Source organism: Acidithiobacillus sp. HP-11 (assembly GCF_015100075.1).
Taxonomy (GTDB): domain Bacteria; phylum Pseudomonadota; class Gammaproteobacteria; order Acidithiobacillales; family Acidithiobacillaceae; genus Acidithiobacillus; species Acidithiobacillus thiooxidans.
On sequence record NZ_JACKYY010000047.1, the window covers coordinates 1 to 18,964 of the forward strand.

The 18,964-nt window shown below is 53.8% G+C and carries 12 protein-coding genes and 1 pseudogene; 5 read left to right on the top strand and 8 right to left on the bottom strand.

All coding sequences use genetic code 11. The features are described from left to right. Positions 1-167: 167 nt before the first annotated feature. From H7F08_RS12610 to H7F08_RS12630, 5 genes are all read left to right on the top strand, one after another. Positions 168-566: an ExbD/TolR family protein gene (locus H7F08_RS12610; protein WP_153940848.1), complete on the top strand. Its 399-nt coding sequence runs from the start codon at positions 168-170 to the stop codon at positions 564-566. A gap of 35 nt (positions 567-601) precedes the next feature. Beyond that, a complete protein-coding gene (locus H7F08_RS12615) occupies positions 602-3,004 on the top strand; it encodes a TonB-dependent receptor (RefSeq protein WP_193640722.1) in 2,403 nt (800 codons plus the stop codon). 118 nt (positions 3,005-3,122) lie between these two features. Then, positions 3,123-3,860 (top strand): energy transducer TonB, encoded by a 738-nt coding sequence (locus H7F08_RS12620; protein WP_193640730.1) that lies wholly within the window; start codon positions 3,123-3,125, stop codon positions 3,858-3,860. 33 nt (positions 3,861-3,893) lie between these two features. Further along, a complete protein-coding gene (locus H7F08_RS12625; RefSeq protein ID WP_193640723.1) occupies positions 3,894-4,700 on the top strand; it encodes a ribonuclease T2 family protein in 807 nt (268 codons plus the stop codon). Between the two features lie 41 nt (positions 4,701-4,741). Then, the gene (locus H7F08_RS12630; RefSeq protein WP_226842568.1) at positions 4,742-6,316 is read left to right on the top strand and encodes an alkaline phosphatase family protein; all 1,575 of its coding nucleotides are present in this window, start codon (positions 4,742-4,744) and stop codon (positions 6,314-6,316) included. Here H7F08_RS12630 and H7F08_RS12635 read toward each other — a convergent pair. The 8 genes and pseudogenes from H7F08_RS12635 to H7F08_RS12665 form a co-directional block, all read right to left on the bottom strand. Then, entirely contained in the window at positions 6,306-8,192 is a 1,887-nt protein-coding gene (locus H7F08_RS12635) for a DUF3857 domain-containing protein (protein ID WP_193640724.1), read from the bottom strand. The genes H7F08_RS12630 and H7F08_RS12635 overlap by 11 nt on opposite strands. A 17-nt stretch (positions 8,193-8,209) precedes the next feature. Continuing rightward, positions 8,210-8,803, bottom strand: a complete 594-nt coding sequence (locus tag H7F08_RS15920) for a DUF3858 domain-containing protein (protein ID WP_404813408.1) — start codon at positions 8,801-8,803, stop codon at positions 8,210-8,212. A gap of 735 nt (positions 8,804-9,538) precedes the next feature. Then, positions 9,539-10,159 (bottom strand): annotated as a pseudogene (locus H7F08_RS15925) (DUF3857 domain-containing protein); the annotation flags it as partial. A 13-nt stretch (positions 10,160-10,172) separates the two neighbouring features. After that, the gene (locus tag H7F08_RS12645) at positions 10,173-13,292 is read right to left on the bottom strand and encodes an efflux RND transporter permease subunit (protein ID WP_193640726.1); all 3,120 of its coding nucleotides are present in this window, start codon (positions 13,290-13,292) and stop codon (positions 10,173-10,175) included. Beyond that, a complete protein-coding gene (locus tag H7F08_RS12650; protein WP_193640727.1) occupies positions 13,289-14,386 on the bottom strand; it encodes an efflux RND transporter periplasmic adaptor subunit in 1,098 nt (365 codons plus the stop codon). The genes H7F08_RS12645 and H7F08_RS12650 overlap by 4 nt, the downstream gene beginning before the upstream one ends. Continuing rightward, a complete protein-coding gene (locus tag H7F08_RS12655) occupies positions 14,383-15,783 on the bottom strand; it encodes a TolC family protein (protein ID WP_226831375.1) in 1,401 nt (466 codons plus the stop codon). Before H7F08_RS12655 ends, H7F08_RS12650 begins: the two co-directional genes overlap by 4 nt. 194 nt (positions 15,784-15,977) lie before the next feature. Then, positions 15,978-18,029: a phosphocholine-specific phospholipase C gene (locus tag H7F08_RS12660; RefSeq protein WP_193640728.1), complete on the bottom strand. Its 2,052-nt coding sequence runs from the start codon at positions 18,027-18,029 to the stop codon at positions 15,978-15,980. After that, positions 18,026-18,748 (bottom strand): tetratricopeptide repeat protein, encoded by a 723-nt coding sequence (locus H7F08_RS12665; protein WP_193640729.1) that lies wholly within the window; start codon positions 18,746-18,748, stop codon positions 18,026-18,028. The genes H7F08_RS12660 and H7F08_RS12665 overlap by 4 nt, the downstream gene beginning before the upstream one ends. Positions 18,749-18,964: the final 216 nt, after the last annotated feature.

An 18,964-nucleotide genomic window follows, 5' to 3' on the forward strand; every position in this document is an offset into this window, starting at 1 on the left:
GGCTTGTTGACCTTTAATGCCTTCAACAATCAGGTGCGCATGATTCTGCTGCAACTGGACTCGGTGAAAACCATGCTCATCAACCGCATGGATGGTCAGCCGGTCGTGACCTTTGACACCGAAGGCCGCCCCAATGCTGAAGCGGTGGCCGTGGCGAGGGCAGGATAATGGAAAGACGCTATTTCGAGCAGAAAAAGGGTCGGGTCGAAATCATTCCAATGATTGACATCATGCTCTTCCTGCTGGTGTTTTTCATCATGATCACCCTGCAGATGATTCCCGACAAGGGCCTCAATCTGCAGTTGCCCACTTCCAGTGAAGCCCAGAGTCTGCCGCGTCCACATTTCACCATCAACATTCAGAAAGACGGGTCGGTGAACGTCAAGGGTCATCATTACGACCTGGATGGTCTGGAGAAAATGCTCGCCAGCGACGGCGACCCCGGCAAGACCCAGATCACCATCGCCGCTGACAGGGGCGTGCCCTTTCAGGATTTCATTCATGTCATGGACCGCTGCCAGAAGGCGGGGGTGAGTGATATCGGGATAGCGGCAAAAAGTTCTTGAACAAACTTTTTCCTAACATTAAGGAGTTATAAAAAATGTACCGTAAAACAAATATGCGTCCATTAACCCTTGCCTTGGCCGCTACCGGCATCTTGGGCTTGATACCACTGGCCCATGCGGGGGTGACCGCCCAGACGCGCAGCGCACGGGTACGACACAAAACCAATCAGCAAAGCATTGCTGTAGGCGAAGTTTCCAGTAATGTGGTGACACAATCTGCTTATGCGCAGCATACGCCAGAATTACCCAAGCAAAAGCATATTTTCAAGTCAGGCATTTCTTCAAAAGTGTTAGGCAGAAAAGAAATTGAAGCAGCAGGACCAGGTGCCGGCGGTGCGCAAATGCTGAATTTTGCTCCCGGGGTGAGTACCTTGGCCAGTTATGGGACGGGCGCTGCCAAGGCTCAGATCAGCATAGATGGTATTAAACAAGGCTGGGGTAATCCCAAGGGATCTGAGGCCGCACACAGCATTGCCATCTCTTTTGATGGTATCCCCATGAATAATCCGGCTACCGGGTTGTGGCAGTCTCCCCAAGTCAATCAGCCTTCCATGATCCAGGGCATTCATGTCACCTATGGCCCTGGTAATCCTGAGAATCGCTGGTACAACAATATTGGAGGTGGTATTGATTTTGTGCCGATCCAGCCGACCAACAAACCTGGTGCCAGTATTGGTATGAGTTACGGAAGTAATGATTTCAAGAATATTCACTTTGATGTGCGTACCGGTAATTTTGATGGTTTTTCAGCGGTTCTCGCGGGCGGCGTGAGCAGCGGTAACAGTTTCCTTGGCGTACCATCCGGAACCAGTTTACTCAGTCCTTCTGGAGTGGTTTTGCCGAGCAATAGCTATGCCTGGTTCTTCAAGATTCGCAAGCGCTTCCGCCGGGGCGATGACAGTTTCGGAGCCTATTTGGCCAAGGGTTCAGCCTACAAGCCTTATGATATACCGGTATCGGCGGCATCGGGCACGACTATCAACGGTTTCAATAATACTACCGGTAAGCCTATACCGGGCCCGCTGTATAGCCAGCAGACCTCTGGTTTTTACAATGCTGTACCCTACAAAATTGACAGTAACAGCACCTGGATGTTCTACAACAAGCTGAACGTGGATATTGGTGCCGCGACCTGGCTGCATAATGACATCTGGTATCGTTATGGACACCGTTTGCACAATCGTTATGTTTCCTATGCAGTCGGTGCACCCAATACTAATGAGTATAATGATCCCCACAGTGAAACTTACGGGGATAAGCTCTGGTTTGATAGCAAGTTGCCCTATAACAAGCTGGGATTTGGTGGCTATTTTATCAAATCCAGAGACAACTCTAAAAATGCCTTCTACAGCCAATATGCACCCTACTATGCCACGCGTTTTGTTCCCAATGACAAGTACCGGAGCGACTTTCTGGATGTGACTGATGTGGCGGCTTTCTTCCAGGATAAAATTCATCCGATATCCTCTGTGGATATTACTCCAGGAGTTCGCGTAGAACAATTTCAGATGAATTATACGCCTTTTACAACGGAAACCTTCCCGGAGTCGAGTCAATTGTATCCTAAGGGTAATCAGGCTATACTCCCTGCGGATTCTCGCAGCCTGAGTGCGGTGGAACCTTCGGTGAATATCAGCTGGCGTCCTATTCATCATCTGGCGTTGTTTGCAGGTTATAGTGAGGCTTATCAGACACCTGCATTCGGTGGTGGCGGTGGTCCTTTCCAGGCTATCCCAGCCAGTTCGCTTTCGTTGGAAAAGGGACAGAATTATCAGGCCGGCTTCAAGGTCCACGTGGCGCATGATGGTTACCTGCATCATTTTCTGTTTAGTGCCAACTGGTACTTCACCCGCTTCTCCAATCAGTATCTTCCCATTACTTTGACCAATGGTGATGTGATCAATGCCGACGGCACTTCGGATTATGAAGGCGTCAATATTTATGCTGTGGATAATCCACTGTACTGGCTCCACACCTTTGCCAATTTGTCGTTCCAGAAAGCGTATTTCAGTAATTATACCGTGAAAGGTAAAAGTTATGATGGTTTGCCAGTTGCCAATGTCCCGGATGCAACTTTCAATATTGGTGCCTATACCAAAAGTTTCGTTGACGGTATTTTGCTGGAACCGCGTATTTGGGTGCAGTACACCGGACCCCAGTCCCTGTATGACAGTATCACCAAGTCACCCTCAGCTACGGCAAAACTGCCCTCTTATACTTTGCTGAACCTGGCTTTGCACAGCAAGATTCCCATGCACATGGCTTATTTCAGGAATGTGGGCGTGGATGTGGATCTGCTCAATGTGCTTGGAAACCGCTACAACAGTTATGAATATATCAGCAGTGGTGGAACTTACGGACCCAACACCAAGGGCGATCTGATTGGTCTGCCCGGGGCACCGAGAACTTTTTATGTAAGCCTGACGGCTAATTTCTAAGCCGTTATTTGTTCGCGCCGTAACTCTTTTAAAGGATTTGCGGCGCTATTTGAAAGCCATTGCCCGGCATGGTGCTTCGGTACATTTCCGGGCAATGTCATTCGATGAGGGTTAAATGATGAATACCATGGTGACAAATCCTTCCTGGTCGCCCCAAGGGCCTGATAAGTCTGAGGGGCATTTTGGTAAGGCCCTGCTGGTGGGGGCGGTTATGGAAATTGCGCTGCTGGCAGGCCTGCTGTGGATCAGCTCGGCGCCGCCACCGCCCAAGCCGGTGGTGAAAAAAATCATCGCTATTCATATGGTGCATCCGGCGCCGCCTAAGCCTAAACCCATTCCGGTTCCGCCGCCGCCCAAACCAGTGGTGCAACCCAAGCCGGTACCGGTGCCGAGGCCCAAACCTATCCCCCAACCGCGTCCAGTGGTCCATCATACTCCGGCGCCCAAGCCGCTGATGGCCAAGACGCCGTTGCCGACTGCTCCAGTCGTACCGCCGGCGCCACCGGTAACACCACCTGCGCCGCCGCCGCCCCCTCCGGCTCCCAGTATGGCGGGGCGGCAGGCAGCATTGGCGCGCTATGCGGCCATGGTACGTGCCCAGGTTCAGGCCGATGCCCATGTGCCTGAGGCCGTGCGCCTGATGCACTTAAGTGGTACGTCAGTCATCACTTTCCGGTTGACCCCTTCCGGACAACTGCTTTGGGCCAAAATCACCCAGTCCAGTGGTGTGCAACCGATTGATAAGGCGGCTCTGCAATCCGTGAAAGAGGGTAACTATCCGCCCTTCACGAAAAACATGCCCAAGCATGCAACCAACTTTACGGTTGAAGTACATTTGTCCAGCCACTCCAGTTAATATGAACACTATTTTTCGGGGAGCATTTTGCCAGTGAATATTTTGCGAGTCATAAAAGCTTCAGTTTTATCTCTCGGTCTTGTTGGGACTGGTCTGTCATCTTCGCTGGCAGCGGCAGACGTTCCCCAGGGTATGCAGAATTTCAACCACTATACTTTTGCGGTCATGTGGCATCCCGGCGTGTGCGCGACCTGGACCAATGCGGGTGCTGCCTGCAAGGATTTGTCCCCGGACGCAAAAATTAACCAGGAGTGGACCATGCATGGGCTGTGGGCGAGCCGCCCCCAATCCCTCATTGCCTCCGGAATGAATGGCCCGACCTGGTGGCATTACGGCTGTTACTGGTATAACCCGGGCCATACCCTGCCAAAGGATAGTTGTGCCAATCCGGCTCTGAATTTACCGGCTGCACTGCATCAGCGTTTGTATGCACACATGCCCATGGCCAATATTTGTCTGGATCGCCATGAGTATTACAAGCATGTCGCCTGCTTCGGCGAAACGCCCGAACAGTTTTTCCCCAAGGAGCTGGATTTGCTGGATAAACTCAACGCCAGCTCGTTCACGGCCTTTATTCGTGAGCATCGCGGGCAATGGGTGGAGCGCAATGCTATTCTCAAAGCCTTTGCCAAAAGCTTCAAAGTGAAAAATGCGGATGCGCTGGAACTCCGTTGCGAGACGCCCGGCCGTCATACCCATGAACTGGAGCATCAAGGTGATATTTTGACCCAAGCCTGGATTACCATTCACAAAGATAAAGTTAATGATTTCCCTGCCCCGGACAGTCTTGAAAAGGGCCGCAAGGGAAATTGTGCTGAAAAAATTCATATACTGAATTAAACCACCAGAATAACAAACTCTCTCTTTTTGATGAGGAATATATGATGGAGCGTCAGAATCGTCGGCAGTTTTTGAAGCAATTGGGGTTAGGTGGTGCAGCAGTAGTTTCCGCACCCAAATTAATGGGTATAGCCCATGCGGCTGGTGTGGATGAAAAAACCATCCTGCGCAAAAAAATTGAGCATGTGGTTGTCATTTTTCAGGAAAATCGCAGTTTTGATCATTATTTTGGGACTTTTCAACCCAAGAATGGTCAAAAAGTCATTAATCTCTTGGATTCATCAGGAAATCTGGACCCTCGCTTCAATGGTCTCCAGAAAAATCCGGCCGGAATTCCCTATGGTAACTTACCTTTGCCCCTGGATATTCCCGGTTTTCAGAATGTGCAACTGGCTAATAAGCCCTTTCATTTGGCACCATATATTCCAGCCAAGGGCAACGTCAACTGGGATCCAAGGCATCGTTTCTTTCGGATGATGGCAGAAGTCAATAATGGGAAAATGGACCGTTTTGTAGCCCTGGCCGGGGGTAGCAAAACCCATTTGCACCGTGATGAATTCAGGAAAATGTCGGCAGAGCAGATGGCTTTTGATCTGGCCCGTCCCAGTGGCCCTGTTCTGGGGCACTATACGGGAGAAGATCTTCCTTTTTATCATCGCGTGGCGCATAAATACACCTTGTTTGACCATTTTTATCAGGCAATGAGTGGTGGTAGTACGGGCAATGCCCTGTATCTCGTCGCCGCGCGTTCGTGCATCAATCCTCAGGCTACAGCGGATATTTGTGCACCCTTCGATCCGCGTGAAGCCGGTCTGGAACATGGATTTTTCGATTTGCCTTATGATCATCGGAAAATCATGGTGAATGATCTGGCGCCTATTCAAGGTCCTACGGACGCAGGTAGAATGAAAGAGCTGAAAATTTCGCCGCCGCCAGCAGCGCAGACGTATGACAATATTGGTGATCGTTTGGATGCGGCAAAGGTTTCCTGGGCCTGGTACAACGAAAACTGGAATAAAGTAAAACCCTGGGCGCTGAAAACGGCTTTCGGACCGGGAGATGGTTCGGCAGTGATTGATACCAGCCAGTTATATGTTGCCCATCATAATCCTTTCCAGTATTACCCGCGTTGGCCGGATTATGTTAAGGCAGGTCATATTCGGGATAGTGATGATTTTCTGGCGGATGCGCGTGCCGGCAAGTTGCCATCGGTTTCTTTTTTAAAAGCTACAGCATCCCATGATGAACATCCGGCGGATAGTGCGCCCGCTTATGGTATGGAATGGGTGGAGCAACTGGTGCGCGCTGCGGCTGATGGGCCAGCCTGGGATAAAACCGCCATATTTATCACTTATGATGAAGGGGGTGGTTTTTGGGATTCGTTACCTCCGAAAGTGGTGGATGATTACGGATTTGGAACCCGTATTCCCGCCATGTTGATCAGCCCATGGGCGCGGAGTGGCCTGGTGGATCATCATCTGGCCAGTACCGCCAGCATTCTCAAATTTATTGAAACCCGTTTCGGTCTCGATCCCCTCAATCATCGCGATCGGGATGCTTATGATCTGTTGGGTGCTTTTGACTGGGATCAGCAACCCAAGGATTTCAGCGTTTAGTGAATCCTTTCACCAGCAGTAACCCCTCGCGGGTACTGCTGGAGCTCAATATCGCCAGTTGGTGCAAGGCCGGGTAGTCCTTCGCGCTGATCACAAACTCCGGCAGCTTCAGCCGCTGATCAATTTTGAGGGTTTGTCCGGACAGTGCGTAGTGAATGCTATAGCTTCCAACGGATGTCTGTACGTCGATATTTTTCGGTAAATAGGCGGGCTGATAACCTTGCGGCAATTTCAGGGAAATATCTGATTGCGTATAGCTGGGATTGATCAGACTCGGTGTTGTGCGGACGCTCTCTGCAGTAAAGGCCTGCAGAGGCTTGGCCATGGACGTATCCGTGGGCAGGATCATGGCGACACTATGACCGGGTATAAACAGGCCGTTTTTTACGGCGCTGGTTTTCAGGCCCAGAGGCTGGTCGAGCTTTTTCCGGTTCTGAAAAGCAATGCTTTCCAGTTGCCCCAGATCTCCCTGTTCATAAAAACCGTTGCGCAATCCTTTCATCAACATGCGTCCCTTGCTGCCCATCAGGGCGGAGCGAATATCCTGGGCGGCGTAACCCCGGCGTATTTCGACGGTCTGGTCGTGCATGGTGCCGGAGGCGCTCAGGCGGAGTTGGCTATGTTTGTCGATGAGCGGCAAGCTGAGATCGGGCAAAGGGGTTTGCGTCATGCGTGGATTTTTTCCGGTAATGAGCACCGGTCGGCCCGCATCCTCCAGGGGCAAACTATGGATGCCGGCATAGCGCGAAGTGGGATCCAGAAATAAATGATAAGCGGGCACATACACCAGAAAATGACCAAAGGCAAAGGGATCCACAGCAGGATAGGGGTGAAAGCGCGCAGAGGTGGAAATCATGGCCGGTACTGCTTCAATATGGAGGGCGCCTAGCAGGGTGCAGAGTAATACCGCATTGGCATTACTGTCGCCGACTCCGCGTTGCAGGGTGCTGCTCGCGCTGGGTGGCGTAAAGCCGGCATTGGCGTAGTTGATGGATACCGAATGAATGTTTTTTTGCATCCAGTGATAAATGACTTTGACCGCATCCAGCCCTGTTGTCCCATGCGCAATATGTTCAGCGGCTTTTTGCAATTCCGGGGTCATTTGCATGGCTGGGGTAGCAAGCTGATTGTAAGCTTTGGCGACTTCAGTCCAGTGTTCTGCCGTCGAAATCACCGCCAGGGGTGCATATTGGGTCAGTGCCGGACTACCCAGTGGTGGGTAGGAAACCTTACTGAGGCTGGTTTCAAAAGACCGGCTGGCCGCATCTTTAGCGGGACTGATGGACACGGCATGCCAGGCATCCCCTTGCTGGGCGGCATAGAGTTTTTTCGCGGCAGGGGTGTGCAAAATGATTTGTGCTTTGCTGACAGGCACATTGGGGGCCAGGAGCGTGCTGATGGCGTAGATACCCGGCAAATAGGGATGATCATAGTGGATAGTGTAGCGGATGTGCAGCGTATCTCCGGGCGCTACCGCCGGAAAGACCACACTCTGGATGCGACCATCACTTAAAAAAGGGGCACTCAGGGCATCCGGGCTGGATTGGGTATAAATGGCATCGGCCGGGACAGGATGTTTAACGCCCGAGGCCGTTTCCGTATAAGCTTCGAGTATGTGCACCCGGGCAAAGTTAGCTGGATAGCCAATTTGCATCTGGGATTGTGACTGTACGCCAGCCATGGTCAGCGGTTGAATCACCCGGTCAATGCTGTCGGTATAGGCACCGTTTTTCTGGACGCTCAGTTCCTGACGCAGGAGTAACACCTGATAATTCACCTGGGCGGGTTCCCGGGCAAAAGCCGGGTTGGCGCTGACAGTCAGCAGGATAAAACCGGCAGTCAATAAAGCCGCTTTGGGAGTGAGATGACGGGTCATATGCAGGTTTCCTGAACTCATTGGCGAACAAGGATAATCGGGCTTTGCTGCGCGGCATAATCCAGTTTCAGGAGCGTGCGCAAGGCCGGATATTGCTGAGGGTTGTACACGACCCGCTGGAGTTGCAGTGTGTAGTGTACGATGACGCTGTGTTCTTGCAGGGTGAGGTTATAAGTGAAACTTCCCGCCTGATTATGGAGCTGCTGTGCGGGCGGTAGATATTGCACCTGATAACCAGATGGCAGATGAATAGTCGTTGTCCAGTGAATGCCACCGAGATACGTGGTGACGGGATGTTGACGCTGCAGCGGGCCAATGACCCGGGTCAATGCTTCCATGGGTCGGGCGGTGGCGGAAAGGCCGGGGGTCAGATAGGGGCCGGAGGGAATGGGAAAACTGATATGATCGCCAACATGGGTGTAAGCCACAGTATGCCAATGCGCAGTCACGGCAAAGGGCTGATCGAGAATATCCGGATTGCCTGGCACAAAGGTGCCACTCCCGCCTCCATCCGGCAGCAGCAGGGTATTCATGACCCGGTGATAGGCTGATGGAGGAATGGAGGCGAAGGTTTGCCGATACATCCAGGCCCACCAGCCTTTGGTCTGCATCTTGGCAACCCCGCTCAGGTCACCATTTTGCTGCAGGGTCAGATCGGCTGCATAGTCCAACTGATTGGCATCGGGCTCGGCACCAGGGGTGGTCACTACCCGGGGATGCGGACCGGTGACAATGCTGGGCTTGTCGCGTTCACCAATAGCCAGCTGCCCCGGTGTTTCGTAAGTCCCGGTACTGTCCAGAAAAATATGGCGCTGCGGGGCGTAGTCGATGGCGTGATTAAACCAGAAAGGGGTGGGCAGCGGCGGCAGGGTAAAAACATTATTCCAGTTGATTAGTGTTGGATAAAGTTTGAAGCCTTTGGCATTGAAAAGCGCCTGCAGCAGAGTGGCGTGGGCCTTGCAGTCTCCATAGCGGGTTTCCAGGGTTTTGCTGGCCGAGATGGGCACATAACCGCCGACACCCAGTTCCAGACCCACATAACGAATATGGTGGGAATCCCAGGTATACAGGGCTTTTTCTGCATCCCAGCCCTGCAGTCCATGGCTCGCAGTATTGGCGGTTTTTTGGACAATGGGGGTGACTGCCGCCTTGTCGGCAGCGCGTGACCAGTAGGCCTTGCCGACGGCTGCCCAACTGGGAAAAGTGCTGACCTCAAAAAGCGGGCTGAACTGGCTTTCGTCTACAGTACTCGGTCCCGGATAACGCGCGTGGTGTACCGCCATACGGGCACTGATATGAATCAACTGGCCCTGAGTGCGCTGCGAAACAATCCAGTTGCCGGTGTGGGCGGCCCGTAAATGCATGCTGCGTGGTGCGGTGATATCAATACGAAAGTTGCGTGCAGACTGACTGACCGGCATTTCCCAGATTTGCGAAAACTGTCCGGCAAAATAGGGCGTGGTCTGGGTTTTTTCGGTGATGATATGAAGCTGATCGTCTTTGCCCAATTTCGGCAGAACGATGGAAAGCACCTTGGCATGACTATACATGGGGGCTCCGGCAGCCATCGGTTCCGGGCGCACAAAAATGGCACTGGCTGGTACGACATATTTTTGGCCACCGGGCGTGCTGACCCAGGCGCGCAGCACCCGCAGCTTGGCCATATCGGCAGAATACTGAATCTGGTAGGGATTGATCATGGTTTCCAGGGCCGGATTGAGAAGTTCCAGCACCTGATGATCGCGCTCGGTAAACAGTCCGCTGGATTGCACCGAAACATTGACATGGTTTTTGAGAATCCGCAGGGGCGTTCCGCTCTGCTTTTCATTGATCGGGATAAAAGGCGCGTTGCTGTTGCCAGAAACCGTCGTCCCGGCCTGGGCCAGGCTGCCCAGTAAAGTGCCGCTTAGCAGGCCTGCCCCACCAAGAACCATCAGAGCGCGCTGGACAGATTTCAGAAGAAGCATGGATGAGTTACCTTTATGAGAGATCGGGATTCAACGCAACGGCTTGCGTCCGTTTGCGACGTGGCCAGGAGAGCCCGTCAAACCATAAATAAAAAGCGGGCGTGATATACAGGGTGAGAAACTGGGAAAATATCAGACCGCCAACCACGGCAATACCCAGGGGTACCCGACTTCCGGCACCGGCGCCAAAGCCGATGGCTATGGGCAGCACCCCGAGAATGGCGGCAAAAGTAGTCATCATGATCGGCCGATAACGAATGGTGCAGGCATCAATAATGGCATTGTAGGCATCTTCGCCGTCACGGCGCCGACTGACGGCAAAGTCAACGAGGATAATCCCGTTTTTCTTGACCAGCCCCAGTAACATGATGATGCCGATGAAACTGTATAAATCCAGCGGCTCATGAAAAATGACCAAAGACAGCAGCGCTCCGAAAGCCGCCAGCGGCAAAGCCGTCAAAATCGTCAGGGGATGGAGGAAATGTTCATACAATATGGCAAGGACCACGTAAATCAGCAACACCGTTGCCAGCAATAAAAAAGGCAAAGATTTGAAGGCAGACTGAAATTGCGCGGCATTACCGCCCAGATGTCCGACAATGCCTGCGGGCAGGACTTGGTGAGCCGTATGCTGCAGGGCGCTGATGGCCGAACCGAGCTGCACCCCGGGAGCCAGATTGAAGGAAATGGTGGTGGAGGGCTGGCCATTGTGCTGCATCAGATTCAGGGGGGCTGCGTCATAATGAAAACTGGCTACGGCAGAAAGGGGAACCAGCGTTGATCCCGCCCCCGGCACGCTCAGGGTGGACAAGGCGTTGATATTTTTCTGATAGCGCGGTTCAAGTTCCATAATTACTTCATATTGATTACTGGCCCCGTAAATGGTTCCCACCTCATGTCCGCCAAAGGCCAGACCCAGGGTGTTTTCGATGGCGGCCGGGGTGACCCCCAAAGCTGTGGCACGAGCACGATTGATATGAATGGTGACCTGCGGATTATTGTTTTCCAGGCTGTTACTGACGGAATTCAGTTGCGGAAGCTTTTGCAGCGCTTCGGTCATTTTCAGCGTGGCCGCATTCAGATCTGTCCAGTTGCTGCCCATGAGTTCATAAATATAGCTGCCATTGCCGCTGGCGGTTCCCGAGTGGGCGCTTTGCGGTCCCTGAAAAACAATCTGGGCATTATGGAAGCGACGGGTGGCGCGCTGCAGATCCACAATGATGTTTTCCGTCTGTGGCGCATATCCACTGCGAATGTGGATGAACATATGGCCGGAGTTGCGGCTGCCAAAACCTCCTGCACCCTGGCCTGCCGAAGACACCACCGATTGAATGCGGGCATTGGATTTCACAATCCGGGCGATTTCTGACTGCTCATGCCTGACTTCAGCAAAAGTCATCCCGGTCGGGTATTCAATGTTGGCATTGATCATGCCCGAATTCTGGCTGGGTAGAAAAGCCTTGGGAACAATCATGATCAGCCAGACGCTACCCGCCAGCGCAAGTCCGGCCAGGGCCAGCATCCAGTATTTATGCTGCAGGGCAACTTTCAGGGTGCGAATATAAAAATCGCGACTGTCCTTGAAAAAGCGCTGAAAAATTCCGTCTTCAGGTAAGTGACCCGTATCATGCAGATCAGTCAGGGCGTGAGCATGATTGGGTTTGAGATAACGGCTGCAGAGCATGGGAGTAACGCTCAGGGCGACCATTCCGGAAATCAGGATGACCACAGCAATACTGACCCCGAAGTCCGAGAATAAATGACCGACAAAGCCCCCCAGGAAAATCAGCGGCAGAAAAATGATGGATAGCGACAAGGTCATGGACAGAACCGTAAAACTGATTTCCCGACTGCCATTGAGGGCGGCAGTCATGCCGGTTTCACCCCGGTCGATATGTCGGTTGATGTTTTCCAGCATCACCACGGCATCATCCACCACAAAACCCACGGAAAGGGTCAGGGCCAGCAAGGTCAGGGTATTGATGCTGAAACCGAGCAGCATCATGACCAGAAAGGTGCCCAGCAGGGAAAGGGGTATGGCGACCGCACCGATGAGGGTGGCCGAGGGGCGGCGCAGAAACAGCCACATGACACCAGCTACCAGAATGCTGGCCAGGATGAGGGTCATCAACACTTCGTGTACTGCCGCGCGAATGTAATCGGCCAGATCGAAAACATTGGTCAGATGCACCCCGCCGGGCATGGCCGCCTGCAGTTGCGGCAACAGGGCGCGGATTTTGTTGGAAATCTCTACGGTATTGCTGCCGGGCTGCCGTGTTACGGCGAGAACAATGCCCGGCGTTTTGTTGATCCAGGTCTCCTGCTGGTTATCTTCGGTACTGTTGACGGCCTTGCCAACCGCACTGAGGGGCACCGCCTGTCCGCCTTCGTAGGCCAGAACCAGATGGTTGTAGGCTTTTGCGGTATGTAACTGACCATGTACCTGGGTGGCGAAAGCCTGATCGCCCCCATCCAGGGTGCCACCGGGCAGATTGACATTGGCATTACCCAGGGCGCTTTGTACAGCCTGCAGACTCAGACCCCGGGCAGAAAGGGCAAAAGGATTCACATAAATGCGCACGGCGTAGGTTTGTGCCCCGTAAATTTGTACGTCAGATACCCCGGATATGCCGGATAATGCCGTGCTGACCTTGGTTTGCGCGTACTTGTCCAATTCATAGAGCGGCATGTTGGGCGCGGACATGCCAATATAAAACACGGGCTGGGCCGAAGGATTCATTTGCCGGACCGAAGGTGGCTCGGGCATACCTGGTGGTAAAAAATGCTGGGCCTGGGAAACGGCGTTGGACACCTGCTGGGTGGCCCCCAGCGCGGATTTGCTGAGATCGAACTGCAGGGTGATCTGGGTAACCCCGTTTTGGCTGACGGCACTCATGGAGTTGAGACCGGGAATGCTGGCAAATTGCCTTTCCAGTGGGGTGGCTACCGCGCTGGACATGGTTTTGGGGCTGGCTCCCGGCAGTTCTGCGGTGACCATCACCATCGGAAAGCTGACGTTAGGCAGCAAAGCTGTGGGTAATTGCAGATAGGCAAACAAACCCAGCAGGGCTACTGCTACGGCGAGTACCGTCGTGGCGACGGGGCGGCGAATAAAGGGTTCTGATAGATTCATGACTTGATCACGCGCACTTCAGAACCGGGATGAAGTCGGGTCGGTGCCCCCACAATTACCCTTTCTCCCAATAAATGGCTCCCGGCGATGGCCACCTGCTTACCGTTTTGCCCTAAAAATTGCACGGCCTGCATAATGGCCTTGTCTTTTTTTATGGTATAGACATAAGGGCCGGAGACGCCCTGCTGTAAGGCGGTTGCGGGGATAATGAGAGCATGATGGAGTTCGCGTGCGGTGAACTCTACCTGCACATATTCACCAGGCCAGAGTCGGGCTGGTTGATTACTCAGGGTAGCGCGCGCAGTGACCGTTGCGGAAGCCGTGTTGACCGTATTATCAATCACCGTGACTGTCCCGGTGCCAATCCGGGTCTGATGATTTTCATCCCAGACTGCTACTTTGCCGGAGTGATTGCTGATGGCGGTATGTAAATCGTCGAGATAGGCCTCAGGCAGGCTGAATTGCACGTAAATGGGTTGAATTTGATTGATGGTGACCAGTGCTGTGCTGTTGGCAGTGACCAGATTGCCGGATTTGAGGCTCAGGATGCCTACGCTACCACTGATGGGTGCGGTAATCCGGGTTTCAGTCAGAGTAATGCGCGCGGCTTGCAGTGCCGCCTGATCAGCGGCCACGGTGGCGGCTGCGGTGTTGGCCTGAGCCTGAGCCTGCTGGACTGTCTGACGGGTGACATAATCCTTGCTGAGCAGCGGTGCATAAGCCTTGACCTGGGCATCATCATATTGTTCCTGCGCAATTTCACCCTGCAGATTGGCTTGATCTTCAGCCACCTGGGCGGCGGGTGTGGCAGGGTCAATCTGGAAGAGAAGCTGGCCTTTTTGAACCACTTGCCCCGAGTGGACGGCAACCTTTTGCAAAATGCCGCTCACCTGCGGGGTGATGGTGACACTGTGGGATGCCACGGCTTGCCCCAGGGTATTGACCACAATGGGTAGATTGCCGGTTTGCACCGTCGTGGTTTCGACCGGCAGTGCCGTATTTTTGTGGGAGGGCTTGTGCTGGGCGCAGCCCGCCAGGATCAGGGCTGCCGCAACGGGAAGCAACAGGGATCTTACGGACAGAGAGCGCATCATGAGTGGAATCCTGTGGTCGTGTTGGGGAGCCCGATCATTCCCAAGGCGTTAGCGAGATTAGCCAGTTGCACATAGGCCGTCGTCATATCCTGAATCCGGGTCTGTTCAGCAGTCGTCAGCGTCGCCTGGGCAGTCAGCAAATTGAGCATGGTCGAAAGTCCTACCTTGTATTGGGCACGGATGGCAGCCAGCGAAGCCTGGGCACTTTTGACCGCGATTTGTGCCGCTTTTGCCGCTGAGCGCGCACCCATGACGGTCTGGTAATCCTGATACACGGTTAAGGCAATGCTTTGGGTCTCCTGGTTCAATGAGGCCTGAGCACTACGCTCCTGGCGCCGCGCCTCCTGAATTTGGTAACTGTCATGAAAACCCGTAAACAACGGCACTTTAAGACTGAAACCGATGGCCCAGTTCTGGGAAGGTTCCAGCCCGTTCTGAAAGCGTTTTCCGGCTGAAACCGATGCGCTCAAGGTCGGCAGTCCCTGAGCCTGATCCTCCCGGAGTGTGGCACGGCTGGCCAGAATCTGGGCGGCAGCCGCCATGACATTGGGGTTGTGTTGAGTAGCATGAAGGACCAGGGAGTGCACAGAAGGGGTAATGTCGGGGGGTAGTTGATGGGTGTTCAACGGTACCAGCGGAATGGGATTGCCGGGTGGTAATCCACAACTTTCGGCCAGGGCGGCCTGATCTGAGCGTACGGTAGCCTGGGCCGAAATCCATTGGGACTGCGCCTGTGCAAGAGCCGACTGGGCCTGCAGAATATCGGCAATAGTAGCCATACCCGAATGCTGTTTCAGTCGCGCAGCATCCAGATTGGCAGTATCTTCGGTGACTGTTTGTGCATAAGCCCGAACCAGCGCCTGCTCGCCAACGAGCTGGTAGTAATTCTGGGTGACGCTGAGAGCGACTTTCGTCAGCGCGCTATTGTTATCAAAGCCGGAAATGTACAACTGAGCCAGCGCCCCGTCTTTCTGCGCGGCGCGTAGCCCAAAATCCAGCAGTACATAACTCAGGCTGAGAGAAGCCGAATTACTGTTGATGATGGGAATGCTAAAACCCGCTGTGGTATTGCTCTGGGAACGCGCTGCAGTGTCACTCAGGGAAATACTCGGCAACCAGGCAGATTCAGCGACACCCAACCCTGCCGCAGAGGCCTGTAAATTCTCATAGGCCACCCGGGTTTGCGGGTTGTGTGCCAGTGCATAATTGGTCAATGCGGCAAGGCTTTGGGGTTTTACGAAAGTGCGCGTGCCCGGCAGAGCCGCCTTGGGCAACTGTAGTTGCCGATCTTGCCAGCTTTGTCCCAGCGGTTGCTTTACCCATCCTTGAGTATCAAAAGGGTCGTGAAACAGCATGTCCAGAGGCGCTGCCGAGGCTGTTTGAGCACTCAAAAGCATCCCGAGAGTCATACAATACAGAATGCCCTCGCACCAGCTCCGTAAGCGATCCCTAAAAAATGGTTCGTTCAGGAAGCTACGGATAAGACGCATAGTGCGGGTACCTTGTTCTTGCGGATGTTGTCTGATGCGTGAAGCATCTTAAAGACTATAGATGCATCACGCTAGCCATGCGACCGGGAAGTTCTGTTGATTTAAAGTAGAACAGGTTGGGTATTGGCCGGATCACTGAAGCTCTCGTCCCCGTTTTCGATGTGTCCTGCCAGTTGCCACCGGTGCTGAGGGGTGGAGACCATCAGGTCATACCAGTGATGACTGGGTTGCAGGTTCCAGTGCAGCTCCCGGGTTTGTCCTGCTGCCAACTGGATTTTTCGAGTACCCTGTCCGTACACCGGGTCCGTTACTTCAATGGGCAAGGTATCGGCACCGGCGTTATACAAGAGCACCTGGATATCCCCAGTCATGGTTCCCTGAGTATCAATGTGCAAAGTGGAAGGACCCGCACCCGTAATCTTGCGGATATAGCTGTCCGGACCATAAACCGTGAGCGCGAGCTTCTGATTCTTGGGCAGCATCATCTCGTCTTCCAGCCTGGCCCCTGCTCCCAGGGTGTAATGGTGAGGAAGTTGATGGCTGTGATCCCAGTAGGCGGTGCAGACGACGCCCAACTCAGAAGGGTTATGCAGGTGCAGACGGACTCCCTGATGCGTTGCTTCCAGCCGCACAGCGGTGGCGTATGCGAGGGGCCGCCGTTTGCGCAGGCCACTTTCTTGAGGATCTATGGCAATGGCCTGTTCTGTGGGCACTTGCGGAGCGGGCAAGGTGGATTCGTGATGTACCGTCGCCACATAGTTGGCGGTACTGGGCAGCGATACCTTGCGCTCATCGGGGCGCGAGAAGTCGAAGGCCGAAGTCAGATCACCGCAAACGGCGCGTCGCCAGGGAGTGATGTTGGGTTCGCTGACGCCGAAGCGTTTCTCGATGAAGCGGATGACGGAAGTATGGTCGAACACTTCCGAACACACATAGCCACCCTTGCTCCAGGGTGAGATGGTTATCATCGGCGCACGGGGTCCCAGGCCATAGGGCAGCTGGTCGGCGCTATAGAGCACTGGCCAGTCCGGGTTGATCCGATTGTGGATTTCGCCTTCGGTGCTCACCGTGCTCTTGCCGGGTCGCACCGGAGTGGGAGGCTGGGGTGGCGGCACATGATCGAAAAAACCATCATTTTCATCATAATCCAGGAGTAACACGGTCTTACCCCAAACCGCTGGATTGCTGGTCAGGGCATCCAGCACCCGGGCAATGTAAATGGCGCCATAGGCCGGTGGATAGGAGGGATGTTCGGAATAACCGGCGGGCACCACAATCCAGGAAACCTGCGGCAGACGATTACGCAGTACGTCTTCACTCAAAGCCGCTACCCCGCCTGGTCGCCGTGCGCGATGGGCCAGGGGTGAACTATCGGGAATGTCTGTAAACGCCTGAAAATACAGCAGCGCATTCTCCCCGAAATTCCCCGTCATCGGATTATGATCTTCTTCGTGGAGTCCTTCCTGATAGACGCGCCAGGAAATGCCTGCCTTTTGCAGGCGCTCGGCGTATGTCGTCCAGGTAAAGGGTTTGACGCCCTTGGTCCAGAGATGGGTGTCATCATCAATATAGGGCCCGCCGTGATGACCTTCGGGATCAATGGAGCCGCTAAACAGCATGCAGCGATTGGGACAGGTAGGCCCGGCAAGAGAAGTAAAATAATGGTCACAAATGGTAAAATGATCGGCCAGGGCATAATGAAAAGGAATGTCCTGGCGTTGGAAATAACCCATGGTCATGTCGGTCTTGTTGAGCGGCCAGGCATTCATCAGGCCCCCCGCAATGGCTCCGTGCTGAGACGCCCAGCTATGGTCCAGGTCCTGAAGGAATTGCGCGGAAGTTTTCCGGGTATTGAAATGAAAAGGCAGAATGGGCCGGGTCGGGTCGTCCATGCGCCCCTGAAACCAGACGGGTTTACCGTCGGGTAACTTCAGCGGAAAGCGGTCATTATAGCCGCGTACTCCACTCAGATGCCCAAAGTAATGATCAAAAGATCGGTTTTCCTGCATGAAGACCACAATATGTTCCACATCTTCCAGGGTCCCGGAACGGCCCAGGGCGGGCAGCATGGCGGCACGGGCTACCGAACTGCCCAGAAAAGCGGTGAGTGTGGCACCAGCCCCCAGGCTTTTCAAAAAATCGCGACGTCTCATGTATTTTTCTCCTCAAGATGTTGAAGGGCAGCGGCCGCTGGCGGGTAGTGCTCCGCCAGGGCGCGTCGGAAATACTGTTCAGCCTGATGAGCGTCTTTTTTGACCCCATAGCCGTGCCAGTAGGCAATGCCGAGATCATAGGCGGCAGCGCCCACGTGCTCGGCATCCAGTTGTTTCAGCAGAGCAAGACTGCGCCCTTCATACCAGGCCGCCTTGGTCGGATTTTTCGGCATGAGTTTGCCCGCTGCATAGGTTTTGCCTAACCAGAAGTCGGCATTGACTACTTGCGGAACCATCAGACCTTGTCGAAACCAGAAAGCCGCCCGTTGGGGATTGCGGGTCACGCCCCAGCCATTGAGATAGGCATTGGCTACCTGACGCTGGGCAAAACGATCTCCCGCCTCAGCGGCCTGCAGATACCAGTGAAAAGCGGTCTGGGAGTTTGCGGAAACGCCCAAACCGGCCTGATACAACTGACCCAGCGTGTCAGCGGCCCAGAAATCGTACTTGTCCGCCGCCGCTTTTTTGAGGAGGGGTACCGCCTGGGTATAAGCAGAATGATTCAGCAGATGGACGATGGGTGCATCCGCCTTGCGGATGGCCCGGGCATGGGACAGATAGGCATCAGCAACGGCGCCCGGATTGGCGGGGTTGCTCATGGCAATGAGTGACGTGTTGTCCTGGGCAAAGGCTTGAGTGAAAGGAATAAGCATCAACATGATGCCGATTGCCGAAAACCTGAAATTTCTGATTGTCATCTCAATCCTCAAAAATGGGTAACTAGTGTAGTGTTGCATTCTTGGTGAAACTTAAGGTTTATGATGATAAAATAGCTCCATGTTGAGGGCATGAATGGAGTCGAGCCTTGCGAGTTGCGCCCACAGTCACTTTAACCAGCGAAGAGCGGTCCGAGTTGTCCTCGGACCGCTCTTCGC